Source organism: Klebsiella sp. K5-45 (assembly GCF_030128605.1).
Classification (GTDB): Bacteria; Pseudomonadota; Gammaproteobacteria; order Enterobacterales; family Enterobacteriaceae; genus Klebsiella; species Klebsiella quasipneumoniae.
Genome location: NZ_JAKUZW010000004.1, coordinates 166,946 through 193,790, shown reverse-complemented (window position 1 = coordinate 193,790; position 26,845 = coordinate 166,946). Strand labels below are relative to the sequence as shown.

General features: G+C 59.1%; 25 protein-coding genes. 9 read left to right on the top strand and 16 right to left on the bottom strand.

Features of this window, described 5'->3' with window-relative positions; translation table 11 throughout:
- The first annotated feature begins 212 nt into the window (after positions 1 to 212).
- Positions 213 to 980, top strand: coding sequence for a phytanoyl-CoA dioxygenase family protein (locus MKS11_RS10190; RefSeq protein ID WP_284109520.1), 768 nt, complete (start codon positions 213 to 215; stop codon positions 978 to 980).
- A 13-nt stretch (positions 981 to 993) separates the two neighbouring features.
- Here the strand turns inward: MKS11_RS10190 and MKS11_RS10185 are convergent, their stop codons facing one another.
- From MKS11_RS10185 to MKS11_RS10165, 5 genes are read right to left on the bottom strand one after another with little or no spacing between them, the layout of a single operon-like run.
- Complete coding sequence (locus MKS11_RS10185) at positions 994 to 1,335, bottom strand: PTS fructose-like transporter subunit IIB (protein WP_004201460.1); 342 nt, start codon at positions 1,333 to 1,335, stop codon at positions 994 to 996.
- Between the two features lie 15 nt (positions 1,336 to 1,350).
- The gene (locus tag MKS11_RS10180) at positions 1,351 to 2,226 is read right to left on the bottom strand and encodes a [formate-C-acetyltransferase]-activating enzyme (protein WP_049092231.1); all 876 of its coding nucleotides are present in this window, start codon (positions 2,224 to 2,226) and stop codon (positions 1,351 to 1,353) included.
- The gene (locus MKS11_RS10175; protein WP_087771410.1) at positions 2,192 to 4,489 is read right to left on the bottom strand and encodes a formate C-acetyltransferase; all 2,298 of its coding nucleotides are present in this window, start codon (positions 4,487 to 4,489) and stop codon (positions 2,192 to 2,194) included. Before MKS11_RS10175 ends, MKS11_RS10180 begins: the two co-directional genes overlap by 35 nt.
- A 50-nt stretch (positions 4,490 to 4,539) precedes the next feature.
- Positions 4,540 to 4,860: a PTS fructose-like transporter subunit IIB gene (locus tag MKS11_RS10170; RefSeq protein WP_004201463.1), complete on the bottom strand. Its 321-nt coding sequence runs from the start codon at positions 4,858 to 4,860 to the stop codon at positions 4,540 to 4,542.
- A gap of 20 nt (positions 4,861 to 4,880) precedes the next feature.
- On the bottom strand, positions 4,881 to 5,957 hold the full coding sequence (locus MKS11_RS10165) for a PTS fructose transporter subunit EIIC (RefSeq protein WP_004201464.1): 1,077 nt from the start codon (positions 5,955 to 5,957) through the stop codon (positions 4,881 to 4,883).
- A gap of 309 nt (positions 5,958 to 6,266) precedes the next feature.
- Here MKS11_RS10165 and ptsP point away from each other — a divergent pair, with 309 nt between their 5' ends.
- Positions 6,267 to 8,768, top strand: a complete 2,502-nt coding sequence (gene ptsP, locus MKS11_RS10160) for a phosphoenolpyruvate--protein phosphotransferase (RefSeq protein ID WP_087771411.1) — start codon at positions 6,267 to 6,269, stop codon at positions 8,766 to 8,768.
- An 819-nt stretch (positions 8,769 to 9,587) separates the two neighbouring features.
- On the opposite strand, the gene MKS11_RS10155 is transcribed toward ptsP, so the two are convergent.
- Positions 9,588 to 10,673 (bottom strand): tartrate dehydrogenase, encoded by a 1,086-nt coding sequence (locus MKS11_RS10155; RefSeq protein ID WP_048294458.1) that lies wholly within the window; start codon positions 10,671 to 10,673, stop codon positions 9,588 to 9,590.
- A gap of 82 nt (positions 10,674 to 10,755) precedes the next feature.
- On the opposite strand from MKS11_RS10155, the gene MKS11_RS10150 reads away from it, so the two are divergent.
- Positions 10,756 to 11,718: a LysR substrate-binding domain-containing protein gene (locus MKS11_RS10150; RefSeq protein WP_008805923.1), complete on the top strand. Its 963-nt coding sequence runs from the start codon at positions 10,756 to 10,758 to the stop codon at positions 11,716 to 11,718.
- Here MKS11_RS10150 and MKS11_RS10145 read toward each other — a convergent pair.
- The 4 genes from MKS11_RS10145 to puuD all read right to left on the bottom strand — a co-directional run bounded on the left by MKS11_RS10145 (position 11,715) and on the right by puuD (position 16,142).
- Entirely contained in the window at positions 11,715 to 12,995 is a 1,281-nt protein-coding gene (locus MKS11_RS10145; protein WP_004201473.1) for an FAD-binding oxidoreductase, read from the bottom strand. The genes MKS11_RS10150 and MKS11_RS10145 overlap by 4 nt on opposite strands.
- A gap of 2 nt (positions 12,996 to 12,997) precedes the next feature.
- Positions 12,998 to 14,485, bottom strand: coding sequence for an aldehyde dehydrogenase PuuC (gene puuC, locus MKS11_RS10140; RefSeq protein ID WP_048294461.1), 1,488 nt, complete (start codon positions 14,483 to 14,485; stop codon positions 12,998 to 13,000).
- 321 nt (positions 14,486 to 14,806) lie between these two features.
- Entirely contained in the window at positions 14,807 to 15,364 is a 558-nt protein-coding gene (gene puuR, locus MKS11_RS10135; protein WP_002898590.1) for an HTH-type transcriptional regulator PuuR, read from the bottom strand.
- 25 nt (positions 15,365 to 15,389) lie between these two features.
- Positions 15,390 to 16,142, bottom strand: coding sequence for a gamma-glutamyl-gamma-aminobutyrate hydrolase (gene puuD / locus MKS11_RS10130; protein ID WP_025999163.1), 753 nt, complete (start codon positions 16,140 to 16,142; stop codon positions 15,390 to 15,392).
- A 225-nt stretch (positions 16,143 to 16,367) separates the two neighbouring features.
- Here puuD and MKS11_RS10125 point away from each other — a divergent pair, with 225 nt between their 5' ends.
- Both MKS11_RS10125 and MKS11_RS10120 read left to right on the top strand, forming a co-directional pair.
- Entirely contained in the window at positions 16,368 to 17,789 is a 1,422-nt protein-coding gene (locus tag MKS11_RS10125) for a glutamine synthetase family protein (protein ID WP_023317884.1), read from the top strand.
- A gap of 353 nt (positions 17,790 to 18,142) precedes the next feature.
- Complete coding sequence (locus MKS11_RS10120; protein WP_048294462.1) at positions 18,143 to 19,534, top strand: APC family permease; 1,392 nt, start codon at positions 18,143 to 18,145, stop codon at positions 19,532 to 19,534.
- A gap of 117 nt (positions 19,535 to 19,651) precedes the next feature.
- Here the strand turns inward: MKS11_RS10120 and MKS11_RS10115 are convergent, their stop codons facing one another.
- Positions 19,652 to 19,774: a small membrane protein gene (locus MKS11_RS10115; RefSeq protein WP_002898600.1), complete on the bottom strand. Its 123-nt coding sequence runs from the start codon at positions 19,772 to 19,774 to the stop codon at positions 19,652 to 19,654.
- A 256-nt stretch (positions 19,775 to 20,030) separates the two neighbouring features.
- Here MKS11_RS10115 and MKS11_RS10110 point away from each other — a divergent pair, with 256 nt between their 5' ends.
- Positions 20,031 to 20,252 carry a hypothetical protein gene (locus MKS11_RS10110; protein WP_004201478.1) on the top strand — a complete coding sequence of 74 codons (222 nt, stop codon included), beginning with the start codon at positions 20,031 to 20,033 and terminating at the stop codon, positions 20,250 to 20,252.
- Between the two features lie 19 nt (positions 20,253 to 20,271).
- On the opposite strand, the gene MKS11_RS10105 is transcribed toward MKS11_RS10110, so the two are convergent.
- Both MKS11_RS10105 and MKS11_RS10100 read right to left on the bottom strand, forming a co-directional pair.
- Positions 20,272 to 21,060 carry an SDR family oxidoreductase gene (locus MKS11_RS10105; RefSeq protein ID WP_064183046.1) on the bottom strand — a complete coding sequence of 263 codons (789 nt, stop codon included), beginning with the start codon at positions 21,058 to 21,060 and terminating at the stop codon, positions 20,272 to 20,274.
- Positions 21,061 to 21,175: 115 nt separating this feature from the next.
- The gene (locus MKS11_RS10100) at positions 21,176 to 21,625 is read right to left on the bottom strand and encodes a helix-turn-helix domain-containing protein (RefSeq protein ID WP_004201482.1); all 450 of its coding nucleotides are present in this window, start codon (positions 21,623 to 21,625) and stop codon (positions 21,176 to 21,178) included.
- Positions 21,626 to 21,777: 152 nt separating this feature from the next.
- Between MKS11_RS10100 and agp the strand changes: the two genes are divergently transcribed.
- Positions 21,778 to 23,025, top strand: coding sequence for a bifunctional glucose-1-phosphatase/inositol phosphatase (agp, locus tag MKS11_RS10095; protein WP_023317888.1), 1,248 nt, complete (start codon positions 21,778 to 21,780; stop codon positions 23,023 to 23,025).
- Between the two features lie 65 nt (positions 23,026 to 23,090).
- Here agp and MKS11_RS10090 read toward each other — a convergent pair whose 3' ends face one another.
- The 3 genes from MKS11_RS10090 to MKS11_RS10080 form a co-directional block, all read right to left on the bottom strand.
- Positions 23,091 to 23,318 carry a YccJ family protein gene (locus tag MKS11_RS10090; RefSeq protein ID WP_008805934.1) on the bottom strand — a complete coding sequence of 76 codons (228 nt, stop codon included), beginning with the start codon at positions 23,316 to 23,318 and terminating at the stop codon, positions 23,091 to 23,093.
- 20 nt (positions 23,319 to 23,338) lie between these two features.
- Positions 23,339 to 23,935, bottom strand: coding sequence for an NAD(P)H:quinone oxidoreductase (gene wrbA / locus MKS11_RS10085; RefSeq protein ID WP_002898704.1), 597 nt, complete (start codon positions 23,933 to 23,935; stop codon positions 23,339 to 23,341).
- A 127-nt stretch (positions 23,936 to 24,062) separates the two neighbouring features.
- Complete coding sequence (locus MKS11_RS10080; RefSeq protein WP_004204497.1) at positions 24,063 to 24,284, bottom strand: hypothetical protein; 222 nt, start codon at positions 24,282 to 24,284, stop codon at positions 24,063 to 24,065.
- An 87-nt stretch (positions 24,285 to 24,371) separates the two neighbouring features.
- On the opposite strand from MKS11_RS10080, the gene MKS11_RS10075 reads away from it, so the two are divergent.
- Both MKS11_RS10075 and MKS11_RS10070 read left to right on the top strand, forming a co-directional pair.
- Positions 24,372 to 24,545 (top strand): general stress protein, encoded by a 174-nt coding sequence (locus tag MKS11_RS10075; protein WP_002898708.1) that lies wholly within the window; start codon positions 24,372 to 24,374, stop codon positions 24,543 to 24,545.
- A gap of 163 nt (positions 24,546 to 24,708) precedes the next feature.
- Positions 24,709 to 25,647, top strand: coding sequence for a DMT family transporter (locus MKS11_RS10070; protein WP_101865453.1), 939 nt, complete (start codon positions 24,709 to 24,711; stop codon positions 25,645 to 25,647).
- Positions 25,648 to 26,845: the final 1,198 nt, after the last annotated feature.

The window sequence follows — 26,845 nt, the reverse complement described above, 5'->3', positions numbered from 1 at the left end:
ATCCCCAGACAGCGTTTGTTTCGTCAATTTGCGCAGCGAATTCCCTGCCAGGCGCCGCGCATGCATCGCCGGAGAGGAGATTGTTGATGCCCATCACACTTCGGTGGCTCGCGTACGTATGTCCAGTTTTTCGTAGCGCTCGCCTCCTGTCATGCCGCGGATGGACCAGTAGAGTTTGTTTGTGTTATCGGAACGTTAAAAAGGAACGCAAAATGAACTCACCATCGGCTAGTTTTCTCGATGCGTTAGGCGCCAGTCAGGCGCTTAGTGCGCAAATGAAACATGAACTCGACACCCTCGGCTACACCGTCGTGCATAACGTCGTTGACGCCCAGTGGCTGAGCGAAATGCGCCGGCTAATTGATACCCTGGTTGAGCGTGAAGGCGACAATCTGGCGATGGAACACCATCAGGAAGCGACTGCGACGCGGATCGCCAACCTGGTGAATAAGGGGGTTATCTGGGAGAAAGTCTGGTCCCACCCGCTGATCCTCTCCGCCTGCCGCTATATCTTCAACGGTGATTTTAAAGTCTCCAGCCTTAATGCGCGTGAGGCGCTGTATAACGGCGGTCACCAGCCGCTGCACGCCGACTGGAAAAAGCCGCGCCCGGATTTTCCCAAAGTCCACCTGGTGAATACCATCTGGGCGATAGACGATTTAAGCGGCGCTAACGGCGCGCCGCGGATTATCCCTGGAACCCACCTGCGGCCGGAGTTGCCGGAAGAAGTCTTGGACGACCCGGAACAGGCCCACCCAGACGAGATTGTGTTTGCTGCGCCGGCCGGCAGCGTGATGATCTACAACGCCCACGCCTGGCACGGCGGTACCCGTAATCGTGAGGGTAGCCGACGACGCGTGCTGCATGGGTTATATACCGATCGCGCGGATACGCCGCAGCAGGACCAGCGGCGCTGGCTGACGCCGGAAACGGCAAGCCGCCTGACGCCAGCGCAAAAGTGGCTGCTGGATGTAGAGTAAGACTCGTCGCCGGTCAGGGAAGTTCTACATAGACGACCGGCTTTTTCATGATGCTTTTCACGGCCTCGACGATCTGCTGCGGCTGCAGCAGGAAGCTCTTGATGCTGGTTTTAATCGTCCGCAGGCCGCTAAAGCGCTGGGCGTCGTCAATTTCGATATCCGTCACCAGCAGCACCACTTCGGCGCGGGCGATATCTTCTGCGGTAATGCGATTTTCAACGCCGAGCGCGCCCTGGGTTTCCACCTTCAGGTGCCATTTTTCATGATGACCGACCTTTTCCAGCCGTTCGGCAGCCATATAGGTGTGCGCCACCCCGCTGACGCAGGCGGTGACGGCGACAATATTGAAGTCCATAACATCCTCCTGGCGTTAACCGCCGATAGTGACGTGGAATCCGGCCGCTTCGGCCATTATCCGATAAGGTTGAATGTCCGCTTCGCCAGGCGCTTTCACGCTGGCCAGCGCCCAGGGTTTGCCCAGCAGACGGTATTTTGGCTCGCCATATTGATGAAACGGCAACAGGTGCATTTCTTTTAGCGCGAACGGCGCGAGAAACGCCAGTATCTGGCGAAAATTATCCACGCTCATGGTGTAACCCGGGATCAGCGGCACCCGCGGGATCAGATTGATGTTTCTTGTCGCCAGCTGGCGAAAATTGTCCAGTACCCGCGGCTGATTCATTCGCAGCAGCGACCGCGCCAGCTCAGGATCCATGATTTTAAAATCAAACAGCACTTCGTCGCTGGATTCAGCCACCGGCAGCAAACGGTCAAAGGCGCCGTCGCCGGCGGTCTCGATGGCGGTGCGGATCCCCCACTGGCGCAGGCACTGAAGAAAACGGGCGGCAAACCCGGCCTGCATGAGCACCTCCCCGCCGGAGAGGGTGACACCGCCGCCGGAGGCGCGGAAGAAGACTTCATCTTTGAGCACCTCCTGAAGGAGGTTCTCCAGCGTCACGTCGCGACCGATCTGCTCCCATGCCCCGGAGGGACACTCGGCGACGTCCTGCAGACAGCGGGTGCAGCCCAGACATTTGCTCTGCCGGCGCAGGGTCTGGATCTTCGGCGACATTGACTCCGGGTTGGCGCACCACGGGCAGGTGTGGGGGCAGCCTTTGAAAAAGACCACCGTGCGGATCCCCTGACCATCGTTGAGCGAGTAGCGCTGCAGGTTAAAAATACGCGCCCGATCGGCGCGCGTCTCGATCACCTCACAGCTGATGCGCGGTGCGGCGGATGATGTCATCCTGAATCTCCTTCGACAGCTCAACAAAGAAGGCGCTGTAGCCCGCGACGCGCACCACCAGGCCGGCAAAGTCCTGCGGCCGCTGCTGCGCTTCACGCAGGGTGTCGGCATTGACCACGTTAAACTGAATATGCTGCAGCTTGAGCTTGCAGAAAGCCTGTAAAAAGTCTGCCAGCTTGTTCAGCCCGCCGTCGCCGGCCAGCGTTGCCGGGGTGAATTTGACGTTAAGCAGCGTACCGTTCGACAGCAGATAGTTATCCAGCTTGCTGACCGATTTCAGCACCGCCGTCGGCCCCTGAGCATCCTGACCGACCATCGGCGACAGGCCGCCGTCCGCCAGTTGTTCGCCGGCCAGCCGCCCGTCCGGGGTAGCCCCCACTACCGAGCCCAGCGGCACATGCGCCGAGACGGTATAGGAGCCGGGAGTAAAATGGCCGCCGCGCGGGTTCAGGTACTGCTCCACCTCTTTGCAGTAAAAGCGCAGCAGATCGGCGCTAATATTATCGACTTCGTCGATGTCGTTACCGTACTTCTCAAAACGGTTAATCAACCGGGCGCGGATCTTTTCCCCCTCCGGCGTGCGGAAGTTGGCCTTCAGGACCGCCATCAGTTGGTCAAAACTGAGACGCTGCTGATCGAAAACCATCCCCTTCAGGGCGTGCAGTGAATCGCTCAGGTTGGCGATCCCGATGCCCTGGACGCCGGAAAAGTTATAGCGCGCGCCGCCGGCGGTGATATCTTTGCCGTGCCGGACGCAATCTTCAATGAACGAGGAGAGCAGGGGGACCGGCGCCCAGTCGCGATGGCCGATATCGCAGATATTGCTGCCCTCGACCATCAGCTTGATGTAATAACGAATTTTGTCACGGATCTGACTGATAAGTCCTTCCCAGCTGACATCAGGTTGCCCTTCATTTTCCTGCAGGACCAGTTCCATAACCTTCAGCAAGTTGAACATGGCGATATCATGCAGGCCGTAGGTGCGGCCAGGGATCGACAACTCGACGCAGCCGACCACCGCGTAGTCGCGGGCGTCTTCCAGCGACACGCCGCGATTGAGGAAGGCGGGGACCACCACCTCGTCGTTGAAAATCTGTGGAATGCCGGTGCCCAGGCGGATGGTTTCAGCGGTTTTACGCAGGAACGGGCGGTCAATCAGCTCGTTGACCCGCACGCCAAGATTCGGCTGCGGCAATTGCACGTTCTGATAGGTATCGAGGCATAAAAACGACAGCGCGTTGACCGCGCTGCGTCCGGTTTCCGTCAGTCCGCCGAGCAGAGCGGTGTAGCCGGTGGGAAAACCAGCGAAATAGCGCGCGCTGCTGGAGGAGCGCAGCAGCACGATATCGTTGCATTTCACCCACAGCGACTCCAGGAGCTCCCTGAGATACGCCGGATCCTGACCCTGATTCAGCGACGCCTGATAAAACGGCAGCATATACTGATCAAAACGCCCCAGTGAAATTGAGCTGGCGTTGGATTCGTACTGCAGAATGATGTTTATATACCAGAACAGCTGGCAGGCCTGGGGGAAGTCCGTTGGCCGGTGCTCCGCGTTGTGGCGCGAAATAGCGGCGATGGTTAACAGCTCCTGCTGACGCTGCGGGTCCTGACAGTGCCCAGCCATCTCCTCGGCCAGCGCGGCGTAGCGCAGAATATGGCGCCGGGAGGCTTCTAGCAGGATCAGCACCGCCTGATAAAAGTGGTTCCCGGGTTGCTGCTCGCAGTGGGCTTTTAGCTCCGCCACCAGCGCCCCGAGGCCATGATTGAGCAGACGCGGATAGTCGATGATGATATGGCCCTGGCCCTTATCGGTCTGGTTCACGCTGAATATCTGGGTGCTGACGGCGGCCTTGACCTCGTCGGTCATCTGGCCGTTGATAAAATCCTTCATTGAGCGCTTTTCCCAGTAGGGGAACAGCGTTTCGCGGTATATTTGCTTATCTTCTTCGCTTATCGCGAAGCGGTCCTGCGGCCGGGTCGGAAAGGCGTCGAGTTCGTTGAGCAGCCAGTAGGGATCCATCTCCGGCGACATAATGCCTGCCCGCGGTTTGATGGTCCGGTTGCCGGCAATCAGTTCATCATCACGAATCGAAATGTCTACCTTATCGAGGATCCAGGCGGTGGCCTTCGCCCGGCGAATAATCACCGGTTCGCCCTCCGTTTGCTGATGACTGGCGGTATACAGCAGAGCGCGCTCCAGGGAGATTTCGCGCGGCTGGGCGAACAGGCTGGCTTTCAGGCGTTGAGTACGATTCGTCATGACAAACTCCATGTGGTGGCGAAGGGCGCGAGGGCGCCCCTTGTAAGGCTTCAGGTACGCTGAGAAAGATGGCTGTCTATCTTGTTCATGATGGCGTCGGCGCGCTTGACTGCATCGCTGATATTGACGCGCACGATAGTTTTCCCGGCAAAACGCTCTTCGAATTTGATACCGATATCTTTGGTCAGGATGACCATATCGGCGGCGGCGATCTCTTCGGCGGTCAGTTCGTTTTCAATGCCGATTGAGCCCTGGGTTTCGACTTTAACCTGCCAGCCTTTGGCTTTGGCGGCGCTTTCCAGCGACTCGGCGGCCATGTAGGTGTGAGCCACGCCCGACGGGCAGGCGGTGACAGCGATAATGTGGGTCATAATCTGTTCCTTCCAGTCTGTTAGTTAATTTCGAAATCAAGATCTAATTCGTCGTCGGCTTTAGCGTCAGACGATTTCTTTTTAGCCAGCGCTTTCAGCACAATGACGCAGGCGGCGCTGACGCAGGCACCGACCAACAGCGCGGCGATAAAGCCAAGTTTGCCCTGGACCACCGGCAGCACGATGAGCCCGCCCCAGCCGGCGTAACACTGGGCCCCCAACAGCGCCGCGGTGACGCAGCCGCTGGCAGCGCCAATCATATTGGCCGGAATAACGCGCAGCGGGTCGGCAGCGGCAAAGGGAATCGCCCCTTCAGTGACCCCGACGCAGCCCATCACCAGCGCCGCTTTGCCGGTTTCCCGCTCTTCGGCGGTGAAATATTTACGGCCGATCAGCGTCGCCAACCCCATCCCCAGCGGCGGCACGGCGATGCCGACGGCGGCGATAGCCACCACGCTGTAGATCCCCTGCGAGACGCAGATCAACATGAAGGCGTAGGCCACTTTGTTCACCGGGCCGCCCATATCAAAGGCCAGCATCAGGCCCATAATGATGGCCAGCACCACGATGCTGCCTTCACGCATACCCTGCAGCCAGCCGGTCAGGTTAGCGGTTAGCGCGCCCACCGGTTCGCCGAGCCCCCACATCATGATCCCGGCAGTAATAAAGGTGCCAATGATGGGAATAATGAAAATCGGCATCACCGAGCGCAGCACCTTGTGGACCGGTATTTTTTTCAGGTAGTAGACCACCAGGCCGCCGATCATGCCGGCGATCAGCGCGCCGAAGAAGCCGGCGCCGAAGCTGTTGCCCACCCAGGCGCCGATGGCGCAGGGCGCCAGCGCGGCGCGGTCAGCGATGGAGTACCCGATGTAGGCGGCGAGAAAAGGGACCATCAGCGTTAGCCCGGCGACCCCGATGTCAAACAGCTTCTTCAGGTTGGGATCGGTGGCGGCATCGGGAACTGCGCCTTTGCCATACAACATGACGGACACCGCCAGCAGGATCCCACCGGAGACCACAAAGGGGATCATGTGTGACACGCCGGTCATCAGATGCTGGCGGGTATTTTTTAGTATTTGCACCAGTTCGTTCATTGTTTGCTCCTGAGCGCTGTAGGGCCCGTGACAGTATTGATGGCTCAACATTAGAAAAAGGTCGCCGCATAAAACAGTAGAGAAAAAGTGCATTTACTGGACATTTGTAAGGTTAGAAAGGAATTGCGATCCACCTCAAATCTTAGTGATGGCAGGAAGGATGGGCGCTAAATGGATGGAATTGTGATGGCGGGCATAAAAAAGTATCGTGTGTACAATAGTCCAGTAATTGCCAGTTTTATCACCTAGTCCCCGGCCCCTTCATTCATTACCTTTTGGGTAAATAGTGGATTGCTCAGGAGGAAGACGATGGCTCTGGTCATTGAATTTACATGTGATTTGCCAAACGGCGTGCATGCGCGTCCGGCCAGTCTGGTCGAAACGCTGTGTAACCGTTTTTCATCGGCGATTGAGTGGCGCAATCTGCGCCGCGAGACCAGCGGAAATGCCAAGAGCGCGCTGGCGATCATCGGCAGCAATACCCTGAAGGGCGACGCCTGCCAGCTGGTCATTCATGGCGAAGATGAAGCCGACGCGTTCGCCGCCTTAAGCGCCTTTATCGAAAATGAATTCCCGCAGTGCGACGCGCCGCTGCCCGCTGCGCATGCGCTGGAGATCCAGCCGGTGCCTGCGTCGCTCTCGCGGCTGAACCCGACGCTGTTTCATGCCCGCCCGGTGTGCGCCGGCAGCGCGGGGGGCAGGCTAATACACCTGAAATCCCGCGATCTGCATGAGCTGGGGGAACTGCCGGGCGCCGTCGCTCCTGAACAGGAGCAGGCGGCGCTGGATAATGGCCTGCGCCTGCTGGTAAAAGATATTGAGCTGCGGCTGCTGGACAACGACGGCACCGCCAGCGCAATCCTCGATGCCCACCGCTCGCTGGCGACGGATGCCTCGCTGCGCCAGCACCTGCTCGACGGCATTCTTACCGGCCTCAGCTGCGCGCAGGCGATTGTCGCCACCAGCGACCACTTCTGCGCACGGTTCCGCGACTCCGGCAACACTTATCTACAGGAGCGGGTGCTCGATGTGCGCGATGTCTGCTTCCAGCTGTTGCAACATATCTATGGCGAAGCCCGCTTTCCGCCCCCGGGCCAGCTGCGGGAGGCCGCCATTTGCCTTGCCGACGAGCTGACCCCCAGCCAGTTTCTCGAACTGGATAAAGCGCATCTCAAAGGGCTGCTGCTGCGCGGCGGCGGCACCACGTCGCACACCGTGATCCTCGCCCGCTCGTTCAATATTCCGACCCTGGTGGGGGTTGACCTCGACGCACTGTTGCCGTGGGAGGGTACCCAGGTGCAGATCGACGGCACCGCCGGACTGCTGGTGGTGGATCCGAGTCCGGCGGTGGCGCGCTACTATCAGCAGGAGGCGTGGGTTCAGGCGCAGATCCAGCAACAGCAGCAGGTATGGCTGGATAAGCCAGGGCAGACGGAAGACGGTATCCGCGTCGAGATCGCGGCGAACATCGCCCATTCGGTAGAGGCGGTGGCGGCATTCAACAATGGTGCGCAGTCGGTTGGCCTGTTCCGCACAGAGATGCTGTATATGGACCGGCCCGGCGCGCCATCGGAAGATGAGCTTTACAACATCTTCTGTCAGGCGCTGGAGCCTGCCGCCGGGCGCAGCATTATTGTGCGGACTATGGATATCGGCGGTGATAAGCCGGTGGCCTATCTCAACATTCCTGCGGAAAATAACCCCTTCCTCGGCTACCGCGCGGTGCGCATCTATGAAGAGTACCAGGCGCTGTTTCATACTCAGCTGCGGGCGATTCTACGCGCCTCGGCGCACGGCGCGCTGAAGATCATGATCCCGATGATTTCCTCCATGGAAGAGATCCTGTGGGTGAAAGAGCGGCTGGCGGAGGCCAAACAGTCGCTGCGCGTTGAACAGATCCCGTTTGATGAAAAAATCCCGCTGGGCATCATGCTGGAGGTGCCGTCGGTGATGTTCATCATCGATCAGTGCTGCGAAGAGGTGGACTTCTTTAGCATTGGTAGCAATGACTTAACGCAGTATCTTCTGGCGGTCGACCGCGATAACGCGAAAGTGACGCGCCATTACAACAGTCTCAACCCGGCCTTCCTGCGTGCGCTGGACTATGCCGTGCAGGCGGCGCACCGGCAGGGGAAATGGATCGGCTTGTGCGGCGAGCTGGGGGCCAAAGGTTCGGTGCTGCCGCTGCTGGTCGGCCTCGGCCTGGATGAACTGAGTATGAGCGCGCCGGCGATCCCGGCGACCAAAGCGCGTCTGGCGCAGCTGGACAGCCGCGCCTGCCGTCAGCTGCTGAATCAGGCGATGCAGTGCCGTACCTCGCTGGAAGTGGAGCATCTGCTGGCCCAGTTCCGTATGCGCCAGCAGGAGGTGCCGCTGGTGAGCGCCGAGTGCATTACGCTCAACAGCGACTGGCGTAGTAAGGAAGAAGTGCTGAAGGGGATGACGGATAACCTGCTGCTGGCCGGTCGCTGCCGCTACCCACGCAAGCTGGAGGCTGACCTGTGGGCCCGTGAGGCGGTGTTCTCCACCGGGCTTGGCTTTAGCTTCGCCATACCGCACAGTAAATCCGAGCATATTGAGCAGTCGACCATCAGCGTCGCCCGGCTGGCGCAGCCGGTGATGTGGGGCGATGAAGAGGCGCAGTTTGTGATTATGCTGACGCTGAATAAGCACTCGGCGGGCGATCAGCATATGCGCATCTTCTCGCGGCTGGCGCGGCGCATTATGCACGCGGAGTTCCGTCAATCTCTGGTATCCGCAGAGAGCCGCGAAGATATCGCGCAACTGCTGCGCCGCGAGCTGGAGCTATGATCGGTTTTCCGGCCAGCGGCGCTGACCGGAGCGCGAGGGTAAAGGGGAAGGTGGCGACGGGCCGCCCCCTGTGCGCTCACTGCGCTATGCCAGACATAACGCAGAAGATTAACCGGGAGCGCCATCTGCCCGGAAATAACGCAGAACAGCCGTTTTTCCGGGGCGAAACCGTGGCAAACCGATCATCCGGCTCTGACTGTCTGTCGGCCCGCGCAAGCGCAGCGCCGCCGGGCAAGATATCAGGCACGGTACCTGTATTCTTGCCGGGTGGCGGCTGTCGCCTTACCCGGCCAGGGGTTCGTGCGGCCTGCCGTTAATTTATTCACCATTGTTGCTGAAACTGCCGGTGCTGGCGGCCTCAAAATCGCTGAGACGTTCCCGGAAGGCCGGGGCAGCCCGCATGGATGCGGGCTGAGGGCCGTGTTTTGCAGGGATGCTGCCTCGGCCCGACCCGAAGCCTGCAGGGATAAGTCGAAGGGACCGCGCAGCGGCGATTTTGCTGGCCGGAGCCCGGGGGTACAGGGGGCGGCGGCGACTGGCCGCCCCCTGTGCGCTCCCTGCGCCATGAATGACATAGCGCAGACGATTAACCGGGAGCGCAAACTACGCTGAAGCCACCGATAACATAAACAACCACACTGCAGTGCTTCCCCTCACCCTGGCCCTCTCCCGGAGGGAGAGGGAACCGTCCGGCTGGCGTTTAGGCCCGCGCAAGCGCAGCGCCGCCGGGCAAGATATCAGGCATGGTACCCGTGGTGTTGCCGGGTGGCGGCTGCGGCTGACCCGGCTACAGGTGGCTCACGGGAGCGGCCGACAGGGTTAAGACAAAATGGCCTGGCAGATAGCGTCGCTGACCTGTTGCGTTGACGCGCTGCCTTTCATATCCGGGGTTTTCGGCCCGCTGGCAATCACCTGCTCAATCGCCGCCAGAATGCCGTTGTGCGCGGCGTGATAGCGCTCATCGCCGTTGCCGAGAAAATCGAGCATCATCGCCCCGGCCCATATGGTGGCGATCGGGTTGGCGATATTTTTACCATAGATATCCGGCGCCGACCCGTGAACCGGTTCGAACAGCGACGGGAAGGTGCGCTCCGGGTTGAGATTCGCCGATGGCGCAATACCGATGGTGCCGGTACAGGCCGGGCCGAGATCGGAGAGAATATCACCGAACAGATTGGAGCCGACGACCACGTCAAAACGCTCCGGCTGCAGCACGAAGCGGGCGCACAGGATATCGATATGCTGCTTGTCCCAGCGAATATCCGGATAGTTTTTGGCCATCTCTTCCACCCGCTCATCCCAGTAGGGCATGCTGATCGCCAGACCGTTGGATTTGGTTGCGGAGGTCAGCGTTTTGCGTGGGCGGCTTTGCGCCAGTTCGAAGGCGTAGCGCAGGATCCGGTCCACGCCGCGGCGGGTAAAGACCGACTCCTGAATCACCACTTCATGCTCGGTGCCTTCATTGGCGCGCCCGCCGAGGGCGGAATATTCGCCTTCGGTATTTTCGCGCACCACGTAAAAATCGATATCGCCGGCCTTTTTGCCCGCCAGCGGGCAGGGGACGCCGGGGAACAGACGCACCGGACGCAGGTTGACGTATTGGTCAAACTCACGGCGGAACTTCAGCAGCGACCCCCACAGCGAAATGTGGTCGGGAACGGTATCTGGCCAGCCGACGGCGCCGAAGTAGATGGCATCGAAGCCCTGCAGCTGCTCGCGCCAGTCGTCCGGCATCATCTTGCCGTGATGGGCATAATATTCGCAGCTTGCCCACTCCATCTGCTCGAAGCTCAATGACAGATCCCAACGCTGTGCGGCGGCTTGCAGCACGCGAATCCCTTCAGGCAGAACTTCTTTGCCAATTCCGTCACCCGGGATGGCGGCAATACGATAGGTTTTTTTCATTCCGGTTCTCACTTTTAAGCGATGATGTTTGACCACCTGCTTATCCTATAATTGACTGGTTCATAATTAATCACGCTAACTGGTGAAACATAAAACACAGATCATGAATAATCTGCCGCTGCTAAATGATTTACGCGTCTTTATGCTGGTCGCTCGCCGGGCCGGGTTCGCCGCCGCCGCCGAAGAGCTTGGCGTATCACCGGCGTTCGTCAGCAAGCGGGTTTCGCTGCTGGAGCAAACCCTGAATGTGGTGTTGTTGCACCGGACCACCCGCCGGGTCACCATTACCGAGGAGGGGGAGCGGATCTACGAATGGGCGCAGCGCATTTTGCAGGATGTCGATGAGATGATGGACGAGCTTTCCGACGTGCGCCAGGTGCCGCAGGGAACGCTGCGTATTATCAGTAGCTTCGGCTTTGGCCGCCGGGTGGTGGCCCCGGCGCTGTCGGCGCTGGCCCTTCAGTACCCGCAGCTGGAACTGCGTTTCGATGTCCAGGACCGGCTGGTGGATTTAGTCAATGAAGGGGTGGATCTCGATATTCGCGTGGGCGATGATATCGCGCCGAATCTGATTGCCCGCCAGCTGGCGGCCAACCACCGCGTGCTCTGCGCCTCGCCGCAATTCCTTGCCCGCCATCCACCGCCGAAACAGCTGAGCGATCTGGCCGCCTTACCCTGCCTGGTGATTAAAGAACGCGATCATCCGTTTGGCATCTGGCAGTTGCACAGCAAAGAGGGGCAGCATGCGATCAAGGTGACCGGGCCGCTGTCGTCCAACCATGGTGAAATTGTGCATCAGTGGTGTCTGGACGGGCAAGGAATTGCGTTACGTTCATGGTGGGACGTCCGGGAGAATATCGCCAGCGGCCATCTGGTGCATGTGCTGCCGGAATTCTTTCAGCCTGCCAACGTCTGGGCAGTCTATGTTTCCCGGCTGGCGACGTCGGCTAAAATTCGCACCACTGTGGAGTTTCTGCGCCACTACTTTCAGCAGCACTATCCGCAGCATGAGCCGACGGCCAGCGCCGTCGGCAGAGGCGATTAAACCCCCAGGCGGTCGCGCAGACTGTAGTAGGCGGCGCCCATGGCGGTGAAGGGAATGCGCAGGCTGCGGCCGCCCGGGAACGGGTAGTGCGGCAGTTTGGCAAAGGCGTCGAAACGCTCAGCGTCACCGCGCAGCAGTTCCGAAATCAACCGTCCGGCGAGGTGGGTACAGGTGACCCCATGCCCGCTGTAGCCCTGCATGTAGTAGATGTTGGTATCGAGGCGACCAAACTGCGGCATCCTTGAGAGGGTCAACAGGAAGTTGCCGGTCCAGCGGTAGTCGATTTTCACCCCTTTCAGCTGCGGGAAGGTTTTCAGCAGCTTCGGCATAATCAGCCGTTCCACATCGTCCGGGTCGCGGGCGCCGTAGACCACGCCGCCGCCATACAGCAGGCGGTTGTCGCCGGTGAGGCGGTAGTAATCCAACAGATAGTTACAGTCTTCCACACAGTAGTTTTTCGGGATCAGCGAGCGAGCGACCTCCTCCGACAGCGGAGCGGTGGTGACCACCTGGGTGCCGCAAGGCATGCTGCGCTTCGCCAGCTCCGGCTCCAGTTTGTCGCCGAGATAGGCGTTGCCGGCGACGATCACATAGCGGGCAGTGACCTGGCCGCGGGCGGTGCTGACCACTGCCGGAGTGGAGTGCTGAATGCGGGTGACCGGCGACTGCTCATAGACCCGGCCGCCGTTCAGGCGAATGGCGTCCGCTTCGCCGATGGCGAGGTTGAGCGGATGAATATGGCCGCCGCTGTGGTCGAGCAGGGCGCCGACGTAGCGGTCGCTGTCCACTTCGCGACGAATCGCCTCTCTGTCCAGCAGCTCCAGCTGCGTGTTGCCGTAGCGCTCCCAGTTGGCTTTCTGTTCTTCCAGCGTCTCCAGCTGTTTGTGATTCATCGCCACGAACAGGCCGCCCGGGCGATAATCGCACTGGATCTGGTAGCGCTGGATACGTTCGCGAATAATATCGCCGCCTTCGAACATCATGCTGCCGAGCATTTTAGCGGCATCCGGGCCGTAGTTTTTTTCAATCACGTCGATATCGCGGCTGTAGGAGTTAACCAGCTGACCGCCATTGCGGCCGCTGGCGCCGAAGCCGATGCGCGCCCCTTCCAGCACCACCACGTCGTAGCCCATTTCGGCCAGATGCAGGGCAGACGAGAGTCCGGTGTAGCCGCCGCCGACGACGCAGACGTCGCAGCTTATCGATTCGTCCAGCGTCGGAAAGGGTTCATATTTGTTGGCGCTGGCGGCGTAATAGCTGGTGGTATGTTCGGTCATGATTAAGACTCCAGGGCAATCCAGATGGTTTTCAGTTCGGTGAATTTTTCCAGCGCGTGCAGCGACTTATCGCGTCCGTTGCCGCTCTGTTTGTAACCGCCGAAGGGGACGGTCATATCACCATCGTTATAGTTGTTGACGAAGACCGAACCGGCCTTCAGGCGGCGGCTCATGCGGTGGGCGCGTGAGAGATCGCGGGTCCATACCGCAGCGCCGAGGCCGTAGTCGCTGTCGTTGGCAAGCCGCAGCGCCTCGTCTTCGCTTTTGAAGCGAGTCACCACCAGCACCGGGCCGAAGATCTCTTCCCGGCTGAGGGTGGAGGCCGGGTCGACGTCAACAAAAATGGTCGGGCCGACGGCGGCAGGCCACGGATTTTTCCGCCCGTCGAGGAACAGCGTGCTTTTGCTTTCGCCGCCGCGAATAAAACTGTGCACGCTGTCGGCATGGGTGTTGTCAATCAGCATGCCCATGGTGGTGTTTGGGTCGAGCGGGTTGCCCGGCTGCCAGTGTTGCGCTTCGGTTTTCAGTCGTGCCAGGAACTCGTCGGCGATGCTCTCCTCCAGCAGCAGGCGAGTGCCGGCGATGCACACCTGCCCCTGGTTGTAGAAGATGCCGCCGGCGGTGGCGCTGACCGCTTTTTGCAGATCCGGGCAGTCGGCGAAGACGATGTTGGCGCTCTTGCCGCCCGCTTCCAGCCACACGCGCTTCATATTGCTGTCGCCGGCGTCTTTCAGCAGCTGCTTGCCGGTGCGGGTGGAGCCGGTAAAGGTAAGGACCTCCACGTCTGGATGCAGGGCCAGCGCCTGTCCGGCTTCGTGACCAAAGCCGCTGACCACGTTCAGCACGCCGTCCGGCAGGCCCGCCTCTTTCGCCAGCCCGGCGAGGCGCAGCGCGGTGAGCGGCGATTTTTCCGAGGGCTTAAGGATCACGCTGTTGCCCGCCGCCAGCGCCGGGCCGAGCTTCCAGCAGGCCAGCAGCAGCGGGAAGTTCCACGGCACCACCGCGGCGATGACGCCAATCGGTTCGCGGACGATCATCGCCAGCTCGTTGCTGCCGGTAGGAGCCACTTCGCCATAGACTTTATCCAGCGCTTCGGCATACCAGCGGATGGCGCGGGCGGCGCCGGGAATATCGTCGCGCAGGCTGTGGCGAATCGGCTTGCCGGTATCCAGCGTTTCCAGCAGCGCCAGCTCTTCGCAGTGGGCCTCCATCAGGTCGGCAAAGCGTGTGAGAACCGCTTTACGCTGCGTGGGAGCGGCCTGTGACCAGTCGCCGTTATCAAAGACCCGACGCGCGGCCTTCACCGCCAGCTCAACGTCGGCTTTTTTGCCGCGAGCGACATGGGCTAACGTGTGCTGCGCGGCAGGGTCAATGGTTTCAAAGGTGGTATTATCGACCGCGGCGCAATATTCGCCGTTAATAAATAATCGTGTTTCAATGGCCAGGCTTTTCGCTTTTTCCTGCCAGTAAGCCAGGTGCTGAAAATTCATCATGACTCCTTAAAAAACATTATCGGCAAATTAATCACATCGGCGTTTTCAGGCTGCACGGGGGCGCTGCGCCAGGCGCAGGGCATAGTGTATCCCCGGAGTTGAATACCGTTTTATCACCCTAAATTTCGACAGGTTGTCTGCATGCCGAATAATTCAGGGGTGAGTCGCCATTCACGGCGTTAATTATTTCAGGGCCAGCAGAAAATAAGATTCCCTTCCGGCACCAACGTTATGACTGCGAGTTTTTCGCGGCGACGAAAATAAAATTTCCGCCGCCGCAGGTCTGAAGAAAGCCTGAAGCTCGTTCAGGCTAAATATTCAGAATGTGGTGGGGGTGTGGGCACTGATGATGCGGCAGATGCCTGCCGAGGTGTTGCTGAAGCTGTGCGGGATGCCGGTATTAATGGCATAGCTCTGTCCAGCCACCAGGTGGTACGACTGACCGTTAATCGTCAGCACAATCTCACCCTCCAGTATGGTGCCTATCTCCTCACCCTGATGCTTAATCCTCTCCCCGGTCGTGGTTCCAGGCTGGTAAGTTTCAAAAATCATCGCCAGCGTACGGTTCGGATTTCCGTTATGAACCAGCTTCATGGAAACGCCCTGACTGCCCATTTCGATAAGGTCATCCTGATTAATGACCACCTGGGGTTCGTCCGGCTTTTCGGGTTCAGAAAAGAATTCCGAGAGCGACAGCCCATAGACTTTCAGCAGCTTTTGCAGCGTACTGATGGCAGGACTGACTTTGTCCTGCTCTATGGTGCTGATGGCACTATGTGTTAACCCAGACAGTTCGGCGGCACGACGCTGCGAAAGACCCAGCTGTTGGCGGATCTCTGACAGACGTTTCCCTGGCGCCAGTCCGTCATCGCTCATATTTGCATTTCCTTAACGGTAGTGGTCAGCGCCGCCGCTTTTCAGCATGATGGCCCTGACAGGCGGTGATAAAACCATCAAACAACATACGCGACAGGGCGTATTCGCTACTGTTCCATTCAGGATGCCACTGTACGCCCAGCGCGAAAGGGTGATCGTTCACGCTGACCGCTTCCACCAGTCCATCCGGCGCTCGCGCCTCCACGCGCAGCTGCGGACTGAGGGTTTTTGCCCCTTGCCCATGTAGCGAGTTTACCCAAAACGTGTTGCAGCCCGGTATCAATTGCGACAGCAATCCTCCTTCCTGAACCTCAACCTGATGGGACGGCGCATACTGCTGCTCGACGGGCAGTTCAGGATCTTCGCGATGCTCCAGCAGCTCAGGCTGCTCGAACAGACGACGATACAGAGTCCCACCGGTGGCGACAACCAGTTCCTGCAGTCCACGACAGATGGCGAAAATGGGGATGCGCCTTTCGAGTGCGGCGTTAATCAGCGCCATGCTCAGAAGATCACGCCCGGGGTCGGCGTCAGGCTCATCGCCGTTTTCACCATAAAGGTGCGGCTGCACGTTACTGGGGCTGCCTGGCAGGTATATCCCATCCAGTTTATCGACTAACGCGTTCAGCAGATCCGGCTCTGCCAGCGCATGTGGCAGGGCGATCGGCAGTCCGCCGGCGTTAACAATTGCATTCAGGTACTTTTCTTGCAAGGTTTGGGTCTGGTGACCCTTAAGCCTGTTTCTACACATCACGACGCCAATAACTGGCTTGTACATTATATTTTCCATGATCGCCCTCACAAAGTGGACTAAATTATGACCGCTATAGCGGGTTTAACGGCCATATCGTTCAATATTTTCTCAATCTAGCAGTGGAAATAGCCCTTTGCAAACTTAATTTAACATTTGACAAACAATTTATTTGCATACACAGTCGATGGGGTGGACATTATATTTAACGGTCTGAGTGCAGGACCGAAACCAAACCAACGGCGGTGAATCATGGAAACCAATATCGTAGAAGTTGAGAATTTTGTTCAGCAAACGGAAGAGAGACGGGTCAGCGCGTTCGCGAAAGAAGTGAAGCGCTACCTCGAAACCTACCCTGATACCCAATATGTTGATGTCCTCCTCACTGACCTGAACGGCTGCTTCCGCGGCAAGCGCATCCCGGTTGCCGGCCTGAGCAAGCTGGAGAAAGGCTGTTATTTCCCGGCTTCGGTGTTTGCGATGGATATTCTCGGCAACGTCGTGGAAGAGGCCGGTCTGGGCCAGGAGATGGGCGAGCCGGATCGCAGCTGCATTCCGGTGCCCGGCACCTTAACGCCTTCAGCGGCCGATCCGCAGTCGATAGCCCAGGTACAGTTGACCATGGTTGATGAAGATGGCGCTCCCTTTGACGTTGAGCCGCGGAACGTACTCAACCGCCTCTGGCAGCAGTTGCGCCAGCGCGGGCTGTTCCCCGTGGTAGCGGTAGAGCTGGAGTTCTATTTACTGGACCGCAAACGCGATGCCGAAGGCTACCTGCAGCCGCCGTGCGCGCCGGGCACCGACGATCGCAACACCCAAAGCCAGGTCTACTCGGTCGATAACCTGAACCACTTTGCCGACGTGCTCAACGACATCGACGAGCTGGCGAAACTGCAGCTGATCCCCGCCGACGGCGCGGTGGCCGAAGCCTCGCCGGGCCAGTTTGAAATCAACCTCCACCATACCGATAACGTGCTGGACGCCTGCGATGATGCGCTGGCGTTAAAACGTCTCGTGCGTTTAATGGCGGAGAAGCATAAGATGCACGCCACTTTTATGGCTAAGCCTTATGAAGAGCATGCGGGCAGCGGAATGCATATCCACATCAGCATGCTGAACAATAAAGGGGAAAACGTGCTGGTGGACAGCGACGGGGAAGACTCCGCGCTGCTTAAACGCGCGCTGGCCGGGATGATCGATCTGATGCCGGCCTCGATGGCGCTGCTGGCGCCGAACGTGAACTCGTATCGCCGCTTCCAGCCAGGGATGTATGTCCCGACGCAGGCTTCCTGGGGGCATAACAACCGTACCGTGGCGCTGCGGATCCCGTGCGGCGAGCGGCAGAACCACCGCGTGGAGTATCGCGTGGCGGGGGCGGACGCCAACCCGTATCTGGTAATGGCGGCGATTTTCGCCGGTATTCTGCACGGGCTGGATAACCCTCAGCTGCCTTTGCAGGAAGAGGTGGAAGGTAACGGCCTCGAACAAGAAGGTCTGCCGTTCCCGATCCGCCAGAGCGACGCGCTGTGGGAGTTTATGCAGAACGATCACCTGCGTGAGCGCCTCGGCGAGCGTTTCTGCCACGTTTTCCATGCCTGCAAGCATGATGAATTACTGCAGTTTGAGCGTCTTATCACAGAAACTGAAATTGAGTGGATGTTGAAAAACGCCTGATGGTCGCCCCGCAAGGGGCGCATGAGTTGAGTCATGAGTAGCATCATACGGCCTGAGCGGAGCCTGGTCGTCCTTTTTGCTGGGAGCCCAGCCATTTCCCGGATGTCGCGTTAAGGAGCGCAGGCGGCAACGGGGCTTCAGTTAACGACACAGTGTGTGACGAGGAAATGAGATGATGCAGATGTTCAAATATCCGCAGGGAGAGGGAGGCCGCTCAGGCCGCATTGGATGCCAGCCAGCAACCGCTCACCGGTCCGTCTTACCCTTTTATTTATGCCTTATCCCCTTGCTAAGCAGGTTTGTCACGCGAACGTTGTGTCCGCAAACTGTTATCCGCAAGGGGGGAATGGGCGATGGCTATTAATCTTCCTGCGCATAACGCCGCTCAGGCGGGCAGACCGCGTCTGCGTAAATCCCTCAAACTCTGGCAAGTGGTGATGATGGGGCTGGCCTATCTGACGCCGATGACGGTGTTTGATACCTTCGGCATCGTCTCCGGTATCAGCAACGGCCACGTCCCGGCGTCGTATTTGCTGGCGCTGGCTGGCGTGCTGTTCACCGCTATCAGCTACGGTAAACTGGTGCGCCAGTTCCCGGAAGCCGGCTCCGCCTACACCTACGCGCAAAAATCCATCAGTCCGCACGTCGGCTTTATGGTCGGCTGGTCCTCGCTGCTGGATTATCTGTTCCTGCCGATGATCAACGTCCTGTTGGCGAAGATCTATCTCTCGGCGCTGTTCCCGGAGGTGCCGCCATGGGTGTGGGTGGTGACCTTTGTCGCCATTCTGACCGCCGCAAACCTGAAAAGCGTTAATCTGGTGGCGAACTTCAACACCCTGTTCGTGCTGGTGCAGATCTCGATTATGGTGGTATTCGTCATTCTGGTGGTTCAGGGACTGCACAAAGGCGAGGGGGTAGGGACCGTCTGGTCGCTGCAGCCGTTTATCAGTCAGAATGCGCATCTGATCCCGATTATTACCGGGGCGACCATCGTCTGCTTCTCGTTTCTCGGCTTCGACGCCGTGACCACGCTGTCGGAAGAGACGCCTGACGCCGCGCGGGTGATCCCGAAGGCGATTTTTCTCACCGCGATGTACGGCGGCATTATTTTCATCGTCGCGTCGTTCTTTATGCAGCTCTTTTTCCCGGATATTCATCGCTTTAAAGACCCGGACGCCGCGCTGCCGGAGATTGCGCTGTACGTGGGCGGCAAGCTGTTCCAGTCAATTTTCCTCTGCACCACCTTTGTTAACACGCTGGCGTCCGGCCTGGCGTCCCATGCCAGCGTCTCCCGTCTGCTGTACGTGATGGGCCGCGATAACGTCTTCCCGGAGCGCATTTTCGGCTATGTGCATCCGAAATGGCGCACCCCGGCGTTGAACGTGATTATGGTGGGTATTGTCGCGCTGTCGGCGCTGTTCTTCGACCTGGTGACTGCCACCGCGTTGATTAACTTCGGCGCGCTGGTGGCCTTTACCTTCGTTAACCTGTCGGTGTTCAACCACTTCTGGCGGCGCAAGGGATACAACAAAACCTGGAAGGATCGACTGCACTATCTGCTGCTGCCGATGATCGGGGCGTTGACGGTAGGGGTGCTGTGGATCAACCTCGAGGCCACTTCCCTGACGCTCGGCCTGGTGTGGGCGGCGCTTGGTCTTCTGTATCTGGCTTATCTGACCCGACGCTTCCGTAAACCGCCGCCGCAGTTCGATGCCGCCAAGGCGGAGCAGGCCTGGGAGTCCTAGAACCTGACGCTGAAACCGAACGAAGGCAGGCCCGCAGGCCTGCCTTTGTTTTGGTTCGGTAAGGGACAGTACAGGATGGTAAAGCAATCAGCAGAAAACGGCGGAGAACGGAAGGTATTATTTCTTCTTTTTATGGACAGGTAACTGACTGGCGCGCCGCTCTTTGAGGTACGACACCAGGCTGTAGATGGCGACGCCCAGCAGCGCCACCGCGACGATAAAGAGAATAAGACCCGACATAGACCAACCTAATATTCTGTTTAGAAAGGGAAAAAGATACAGGGCTCTGTGTGAAGATAACATCGGGATATGTCTGAAAGATGACGCCTCATCGCGAGAATATCTGCTGTCGGGGTTGTGATAAAATATTTCCCGCAGGAATGTGACAGCCTGGCTTTCAGCTGAAATGGCGTAACACTCCGTTAAGTGATTTTACAGAAGTGCGGCCAGCAACGGGTTACGCTGACCGCGAATAAGAATGATCTGAGAGTAAGACATGTATAAGACAACCCTCAGCCTGCTGGGCGTGGCGCTGGCGCTGACGGCCTTCGCCAGTCAGGCTGAAAATGAACGTCAGGCGAGCCGCGAGCGGATCGTGGAGCAGGTCCTGAAACCCTGTGAAGGCAAAAAAGCGGGCGATAAGGTAGTGATCACCGATCGCCGCGGCGGGGAGCACGAGGCGATCTGTACCCTGGCGGCGGTTCCGCTGCCGGAATAATGCCCGCCGCCGGGGCGAATTAGCGATACCGCGGCGCCGGTTGCCCGGTTCGCGCGCTGGTAAACAGCGCCAGTCGCGTCTGCTCGAAAGCCTCCCACAGTCCCAGATCATGCACTGGCGGTAAGGTGACCTTTTCCCCCATTTCGAGTCCCCTGAGAGCGGCGTCAACCAGATCCTCGGTGGTCATTACCGTACCGGTGGGCAGGGCGTCGAGCGCCACGCCGGAGGTCGGCCACAGATCGGTGGCGGTCGCCGCCGGCAATACTGCCTGAATACGCACGCCGCTGTCGGCGAACTCATCCTGCAGGCCACGGGTAAAGCTCAACACCCAGGCTTTGCTGGCACTGTAGACCGCGCTGCCCGGCAGCGTATGCAGCGCAAGAATAGAGGCAATATTGATCAGCGTTCCGCGGCCCCGGGGAGTGAAAGCGGCCAGTGCGGCATAGCTCAGGCGCAGAAGCGCGGTGGTGTTGAGCGTATGAATCGCCTGGTGCTCGCGCGACGTGCTGGCGAGAAAGCCCGCCATTTTTGCCGTTCCGGCGTTGTTGATGAACAGGTCAACGGCGGGATCCTGCTGCAGACGCTGCTCTACGGCTTCAATGCCTTGCTCCTCGCTCAGGTCGGCCTTGAGGATGCTGGCCCGGATGGCGTAGCGCGCCTGCAGTTGCCCGGCGAGCGCCTGCAGCCGATCTTCACGACGGGCGGCGAGGATCAGATCGTAGCCGCGGGCGGCAAGTCGTTCGGCATAGATCGCGCCGATACCTGAGGAAGCGCCGGTGATAAAAGCAGTGTGCGATGACTGGGACATGAGTATTGCCTCTTAAAAGGTTGCATTATTAAACCAAATTCAGCATGAGATATCTGGTTTAATAATGCAACCATTTTGCCGGGCTTTTTTTATTTCTGCCTGCCGCAGGGAGCGATTAGTCGTTCAGCGGGAGGGCGATGGTGATATCCGCTGGGGACAGCTCACGGCCATCGGCCGCCTGCAGCACCAGTTTACGCAGGGGCTGACGCTGCTGGCGGTCAATGAGCCGCGTCGCCGGTTCGTCCGGGTCGAACAGATAGTCGTCCGCCCACTGGGAGAGGGCGACCAGCACGGTCTGCAGGGCGCGGCCCTTATCCGTCAGGACATACTCCTGCCAGGCGCTGCCGTCGGAGGCCGGCTGCAAATGCAGGATGCCTTCATCCACCAGCATTTTCAGGCGTCCGGCGAGCATATTTTTGGCAATGCCGAGGTTTTTCTGGAATTCGCTAAAACGGCGTACCCCGCGGAGGGCATCACGGACGATAAGCAGCGACCACCAGTCGCCGATAACGTCGAGGGAGCGGGCGACAGGACAGCAGCTGTTTTCCAGACGGGTACGTTTCACGAAAGCCTCCAGGTTAGTTGTTTCATTATAAAACTATTTGGTCGGCAGAGGAAATTTTCGGCTCCGGTCTAAGTTTGCGAGCGAATGCCAGGAAAAATGGCCTAAATCCGTCACAATTAACCCGATGATAATAAATGACTAAGGATGAAGGGATGAAAATACGTCTACTCGCCGCCGCCGTAGCCGGCGCGGTCATGTTATCCGCTGGCGCCCAGGCGCAGGACACGGCCGCCCCAGAGGGGTATCAGCTGCAGCAGGTGCTGATCATGAGTCGTCACAACCTTCGCGCGCCGCTGGCCAATAACGGCAGCGTGCTGGAGCAGTCCACCGCCAAAGCCTGGCCGCAGTGGGATGTGCCGGGCGGCCAGCTGACCACCAAGGGAGGCGTGCTGGAGGTGTATATGGGCCACTATATGCGCGAATGGCTGGCGCAACAGAAGCTGGTGACCAGCGGGGAGTGCCCGCCGGAAAACGCCGTTTACGCCTACGCTAACAGCCTGCAGCGCACCGTCGCCACTGCGCAGTTCTTTATCACCGGCGCGTTCCCGGGCTGCGGCATTGCGGTGCATCATCAGCCGCAGATGGGCACCATGGACCCGACCTTCAACCCGGTTATCACCGACGACTCCCCGGCGTTTCGCGAGAAAGCGCTGCAGGCGATGGAAAAAGAGCGCCAGGGGATGCAGTTGACCGAGAGCTACAAGCTGCTGGAGACAATGATCGATTACCGCAACTCGCCCTCCTGCAAAGAGAAGCAGGTCTGTTCCCTGAGCGAGGGTAAAGATACCTTTAGCGCCGGTTATCAGCAGGAGCCGGGGGTATCCGGGCCGCTGAAGGTGGGCAACTCGCTGGTGGACGCCTTCACCCTGCAATACTATGAAGGCTTCCCGAAAGATCAGGTGGCGTGGGGGGAGATCACCAGCGATAAGCAGTGGCAGGTGCTGTCGAAGCTGAAAAACGGCTACCAGGATAGTCTGTTTACCTCGACGGCAGTGGCGCAAAATGTGGCCAAACCGCTGGTTAAATATATCGATAACGCGCTGGTGGGTGAGGGAGCCAGCAAGGCGAAAGTCACCCTGCTGGTGGGACACGACTCGAATATCGCCTCACTGCTGACGGCGCTGGACTTTAAGCCCTATCAACTTCCTGGCCAGTACGAGCGCACGCCTATCGGCGGCAAACTGCTGTTTCAGCGCTGGCACGACAGCGGCAGCAACCGCGATCTGATGAAGATTGAGTATGTCTATCAGAGCACTGAGCAGCTGCGTAATGCCGACCCGTTGACGTTGCAGACCCCGCCGCAGCGGGTCACGCTGGCGCTTAACGGCTGCCCGGTCGATGACCAGGGATTCTGCCCGCTGGAGACCTTTAAAAAGGTGATCAACGAGGCGGCGAAATAATGAAAAAACCCGGAGTAATCCGGGTTTTTAGCAGGTTAGGGTGAGACTCAGCAGGGATAAACGCCCTATACGTTTTTACGCTCAATCGTCTGTTCACCCCAGAACAGCGCATCTTTATCGGTTTTGGCAAAGGCCAGCGCCAGCACTTCGTCGCTGCCTTCCTCCCAAATTTGCTCAGCCAGTTTTTCATCGTAGTGGGCAACTTCGAAAATCGCCTCGGCGATCTCCGGCGAGGTGTTACGTAAACTTGCCCATTCGCCGACGCGATGTGCTTTTGCTTCTTGAGTTGGCATAGTGCTCCTCCTGCGGAAGATTAGCCGTGCAGTTTAACGGCCAGTTTGGCGACATGTTCACCCTGATAGCGGGCGATGGCTAACTCTTCCTCGCTTGGCTGACGCGAACCGTCGCCGCCGGCAATAGTGGTGGCGCCATAAGGCGTCCCGCCGCGGACCTGGGAGATGTCGAACAGCTCCTGTGCGCCGTAGCCGATTGGGACGATGATCATCCCGTGGTGGGCCAGCGTCGTCCAGGTGGAGGTAATGGTTTGTTCCTGGCCGCCACCGGTGCCGGTTGAGCTGAATACGCTGGCGATCTTACCGTACAGCGCGCCGGATGCCCACAGGCCGCCGGTCTGATCGAGGAAGGTGCGCATTTGTCCGGACATATTGCCGAAACGAGTCGGGGTACCAAAGATGATGGCGTCATACTCAGCCAGCTCCTGCGGCGTGGCGACAGGCGCGTTTTGCGTTTTCCCGCCTGCTTTGGCAAACGCTTCTGCTTGCATGGTTTCCGGCACGCGCTTCACAACCACCTCAACGCCGTCCACCCGGTTCGCCCCATCGGCGACGGCGTGAGCCATGGTTTCAATGTGTCCATACATGGAATAATAAAGCACCAGAATTTTAGCCATTTCCATCACTCCTCGGTTGCATTATAAGCCAGCCAAATAGCTGGTACCTTTAAAGATAAAGCCTCTGCCGAAGAGTGCAAATCCAACGGGCATTTATTTGATTTATAACAAAATGACAAAACATTATTTACTTTTCCTTGCGCAGCGCGGCCTGAGCGGCTGAGAAGCGGGAAGCGATGCCTCCGTTATACTGGCCGGTGCGGCGAGGATGTAGCATCAGGATACATTTTTTGCTGACTATTTTTTCTTCGGCAGCAGAGCAGGTTAGCGCCATCAGGCGGCGCGAGGGGATTTTTTTCGCCAGGCTTTGTTTCTGAATGTGACATTTGCCATCGTCAGCGGCAGTCATTCACTAACCTTATAGATACGCGGCAGAACAGCGGCGTCGCCGCTCCCGCGTAATGCACTATGATGTCTAACCTAATGGAGGTCAGTAATGGCAAACCATCGTGGCGGTTCTGGCAACTTTGCTGAAGACCGTGAAAGAGCATCAGAAGCAGGACGTAAAGGTGGCCAGCATAGCGGGGGGAATTTTAAAAATGACCCTCAGCGCGCCTCAGAGGCTGGCAAAAAAGGGGGTAAAAACAGTCATGGAAGTCGTGAGAGTTAACGCGCGACTGGCACTGTTCTCTTTGATGCGGTGTTAATCTCCCCGACCCAACCGCATCGCCCTCGCCGCCGGCATCTGCCGGCGGTTTTTTTTAGCTGTCGGAGGTTGCGCTCCCGCCGGGCCGATTGCACACTGGTCGCCCGTTTATCGTCATGGCTGTCTTATGTCTTCGTTAAAATTCTCCGTTAGCCGCCAGGAAGCGCTCCTTATCATGATCACCATGTTCTGGGGAGGGACGTTCCTTGCCGTACAGTATGCGGTCAGCCTCAGTGGGCCGCTGTTTTTTGTCGGCCTGCGTTTCGCGACCGCCGCGCTGGCGGTGGGCCTGCTCTCGCTCCGCACCCTGCGCGGCCTGACGTGGCTGGAGGTGAAGGCGGGGGTGGCGATTGGCGTGGCGATTGCGCTGGGGTATGGCCTGCAGACCTGGGGGCTGCAGTCGATCTCCAGCAGCAAGTCTGCCTTTATCACGGCGATGTATGTGCCGCTGGTGCCGCTGCTGCAGTGGCTGTGCCTGGGGCGTATGCCGGGGGTAATGTCCTGCGTGGGAATTGTGCTGGCCTTTATCGGTTTGATCCTGCTGGCCGGGCCGGAAAACAATCTGTTAGCGCTTGGCGTGGGGGAGATGATCACTCTGGCGAGTGCGCTGGCGATCGCCGCGGAGATTATCCTTATCAGCGCCTGGGCCGGAAAAGTGGATGTCCGACGGGTGACGGTGGTGCAGCTGGCGACCGCGTCGCTGGTGGCTTTCGCTGCCATGAAGCCGGCCGGTGAGTCGGTGCCGCCGTTGACGCCGACGCTGCTCGGCGTGGCGCTGGGGCTGGGCATTTTCAGCGCGATCATTCAGGTGACCATGAACTGGGCGCAGCGCAGCGTCTCGCCGACGCGGGCCACGCTGATCTATACCGGCGAACCGGTATGGGCCGGTATTTTTGGCCGGCTGGCCGGCGAGCGTCTGCCGCTGCTGGCCCTCCTTGGCTGCGTCTTTATCCTCGCGGGAGTGCTGGTGAGCGAGCTGAAGTGGAAGCGCAAACCGCCGCCGCAGATGTCAAAGAATGACGATGCGCAGCCGCTCCCGGACCTGGCCGATCGTCGCGAGCCGTAATTTTACGCTTCTGATCCTACAGCGGCGCTTAGCCTGGCTGGCCTGCTCGTCCGGCTCTGATCGTCTCCAGGCCCGCGCAAGCGCAGCGCCGCCGGGCGATAGCATCAGGCACGGCATCGTTTTTCTGCCGGGTGGCGGCTGCGCCTTACCCGGCCTACGGGGTCCTCTCGCAAGCTTACACCTCGCAGGCCCGCGCAAGCGCAGCGACTCCGGGCAAGCGTTGATTACCTTCCAGGGAACCCTGTTGCGTGGTTATTTTGCCGGGTGGCGGCTGCGCCTTACCCGGCCTACGGTCCGTGCGACCTGTCGTTAATTTATTCACCATTGTTGCTGAAACTGCCGGTACTGACGGCCTCAAAATCGCTGAGACATTCCCGGAAGGCCGGGGCAGCCCGCATGGATGCGGGCTGAGGGCCGTGTTATGCAGGGACGCTGCCTCGGCCCGACCCGCAGCCTGCAGGGATAAGTCGAAGGGACCGCGCAGCGGCGATTTTGCTGGCCGGAGCCCGGGGGTACAGGGGGCGGCGGCGACTGGCCGCCCCCTGTGCGCTCCCTGCGCTATGGAAAACAGAGTGCAGAAAAATTAACCGGGAGCGCAATCTGCCCGGCATTAACATAGAAGTTGTAGCCCTGCTAAGCGCAGCGCGAGCAGGGAAATATTCGGTTGTGCCGTTATTTCGCCGGGTGGCGGCTGCGCCTTACCCGGCCTACGGGGTCCTCTCGCAAGCTTACACCTCGCAGGCCCGCGCAAGCGCAGCGCCGCCGGGCAAGATTTCAGGCTCGATACCCGTCATATTGCCGGGTGGCGGCTCACGCCTTGCCCGTCCTGGGGCTCGTGCGGCCTGTCGTTAATTTATTCACCATTGTTGCTGAAACTGCCGGTGCTGACGGCCTCAAAATCGCTGAGACGTTCCCGGAAGGCCGGGGCAGCCCGCATGGATGCGGGCTGAGGGCCGTGTTTTGCAGGGACGCTGCCTCGGCCCGACCCGCAGCCTGCAGGGATAAGTCGAAGGTACCACGCAGTGGCGATTTTGCTGGCCGGAGCCCGGGGGTACAGGGGGTGGCGGCGACTGGCCGCCCCCTGTGCGCTCCCTGCGCTATGGAAAACAGAGTGCAGAAAAATTAACCGGGAGCGCAATCTGCCCGGCATTAACATAGAAGTTGTAGCCCTGCTAAGCGTAGCGCGAGCAGGGAAATA

Excerpts from the sequence above, each read along its gene's own strand:
- MKS11_RS10175 (WP_087771410.1), bottom strand. The coding sequence starts at position 4,489 with ATGACGAATCGTACTCAACGCCTGAAAGCCAGCCTGTTCGCCCAGCCG.
- MKS11_RS10190 (WP_284109520.1), top strand. The coding sequence starts at position 213 with ATGAACTCACCATCGGCTAGTTTTCTCGATGCGTTAGGCGCCAGTCAG.
- MKS11_RS10105 (WP_064183046.1), bottom strand. The coding sequence starts at position 21,060 with ATGTCCCAGTCATCGCACACTGCTTTTATCACCGGCGCTTCCTCAGGT.
- MKS11_RS10090 (WP_008805934.1), bottom strand. The coding sequence starts at position 23,318 with ATGCCAACTCAAGAAGCAAAAGCACATCGCGTCGGCGAATGGGCAAGT.
- puuD (WP_025999163.1), bottom strand. The coding sequence starts at position 16,142 with ATGTACAAGCCAGTTATTGGCGTCGTGATGTGTAGAAACAGGCTTAAG.
- ptsP (WP_087771411.1), top strand. The coding sequence starts at position 6,267 with ATGGCTCTGGTCATTGAATTTACATGTGATTTGCCAAACGGCGTGCAT.
- puuR (WP_002898590.1), bottom strand. The coding sequence starts at position 15,364 with ATGAGCGATGACGGACTGGCGCCAGGGAAACGTCTGTCAGAGATCCGC.
- MKS11_RS10165 (WP_004201464.1), bottom strand. The coding sequence starts at position 5,957 with ATGAACGAACTGGTGCAAATACTAAAAAATACCCGCCAGCATCTGATG.
- MKS11_RS10155 (WP_048294458.1), bottom strand. The coding sequence starts at position 10,673 with ATGAAAAAAACCTATCGTATTGCCGCCATCCCGGGTGACGGAATTGGC.
- MKS11_RS10170 (WP_004201463.1), bottom strand. The coding sequence starts at position 4,860 with ATGACCCACATTATCGCTGTCACCGCCTGCCCGTCGGGCGTGGCTCAC.
- MKS11_RS10120 (WP_048294462.1), top strand. The coding sequence starts at position 18,143 with ATGGCTATTAATCTTCCTGCGCATAACGCCGCTCAGGCGGGCAGACCG.
- MKS11_RS10080 (WP_004204497.1), bottom strand. The coding sequence starts at position 24,284 with ATGACTGCCGCTGACGATGGCAAATGTCACATTCAGAAACAAAGCCTG.
- puuC (WP_048294461.1), bottom strand. The coding sequence starts at position 14,485 with ATGAATTTTCAGCACCTGGCTTACTGGCAGGAAAAAGCGAAAAGCCTG.
- MKS11_RS10180 (WP_049092231.1), bottom strand. The coding sequence starts at position 2,226 with ATGACATCATCCGCCGCACCGCGCATCAGCTGTGAGGTGATCGAGACG.
- MKS11_RS10125 (WP_023317884.1), top strand. The coding sequence starts at position 16,368 with ATGGAAACCAATATCGTAGAAGTTGAGAATTTTGTTCAGCAAACGGAA.
- MKS11_RS10075 (WP_002898708.1), top strand. The coding sequence starts at position 24,372 with ATGGCAAACCATCGTGGCGGTTCTGGCAACTTTGCTGAAGACCGTGAA.
- MKS11_RS10110 (WP_004201478.1), top strand. The coding sequence starts at position 20,031 with ATGTATAAGACAACCCTCAGCCTGCTGGGCGTGGCGCTGGCGCTGACG.
- MKS11_RS10070 (WP_101865453.1), top strand. The coding sequence starts at position 24,709 with ATGTCTTCGTTAAAATTCTCCGTTAGCCGCCAGGAAGCGCTCCTTATC.
- agp (WP_023317888.1), top strand. The coding sequence starts at position 21,778 with ATGAAAATACGTCTACTCGCCGCCGCCGTAGCCGGCGCGGTCATGTTA.
- MKS11_RS10185 (WP_004201460.1), bottom strand. The coding sequence starts at position 1,335 with ATGGACTTCAATATTGTCGCCGTCACCGCCTGCGTCAGCGGGGTGGCG.
- MKS11_RS10115 (WP_002898600.1), bottom strand. The coding sequence starts at position 19,774 with ATGTCGGGTCTTATTCTCTTTATCGTCGCGGTGGCGCTGCTGGGCGTC.
- MKS11_RS10145 (WP_004201473.1), bottom strand. The coding sequence starts at position 12,995 with ATGACCGAACATACCACCAGCTATTACGCCGCCAGCGCCAACAAATAT.
- wrbA (WP_002898704.1), bottom strand. The coding sequence starts at position 23,935 with ATGGCTAAAATTCTGGTGCTTTATTATTCCATGTATGGACACATTGAA.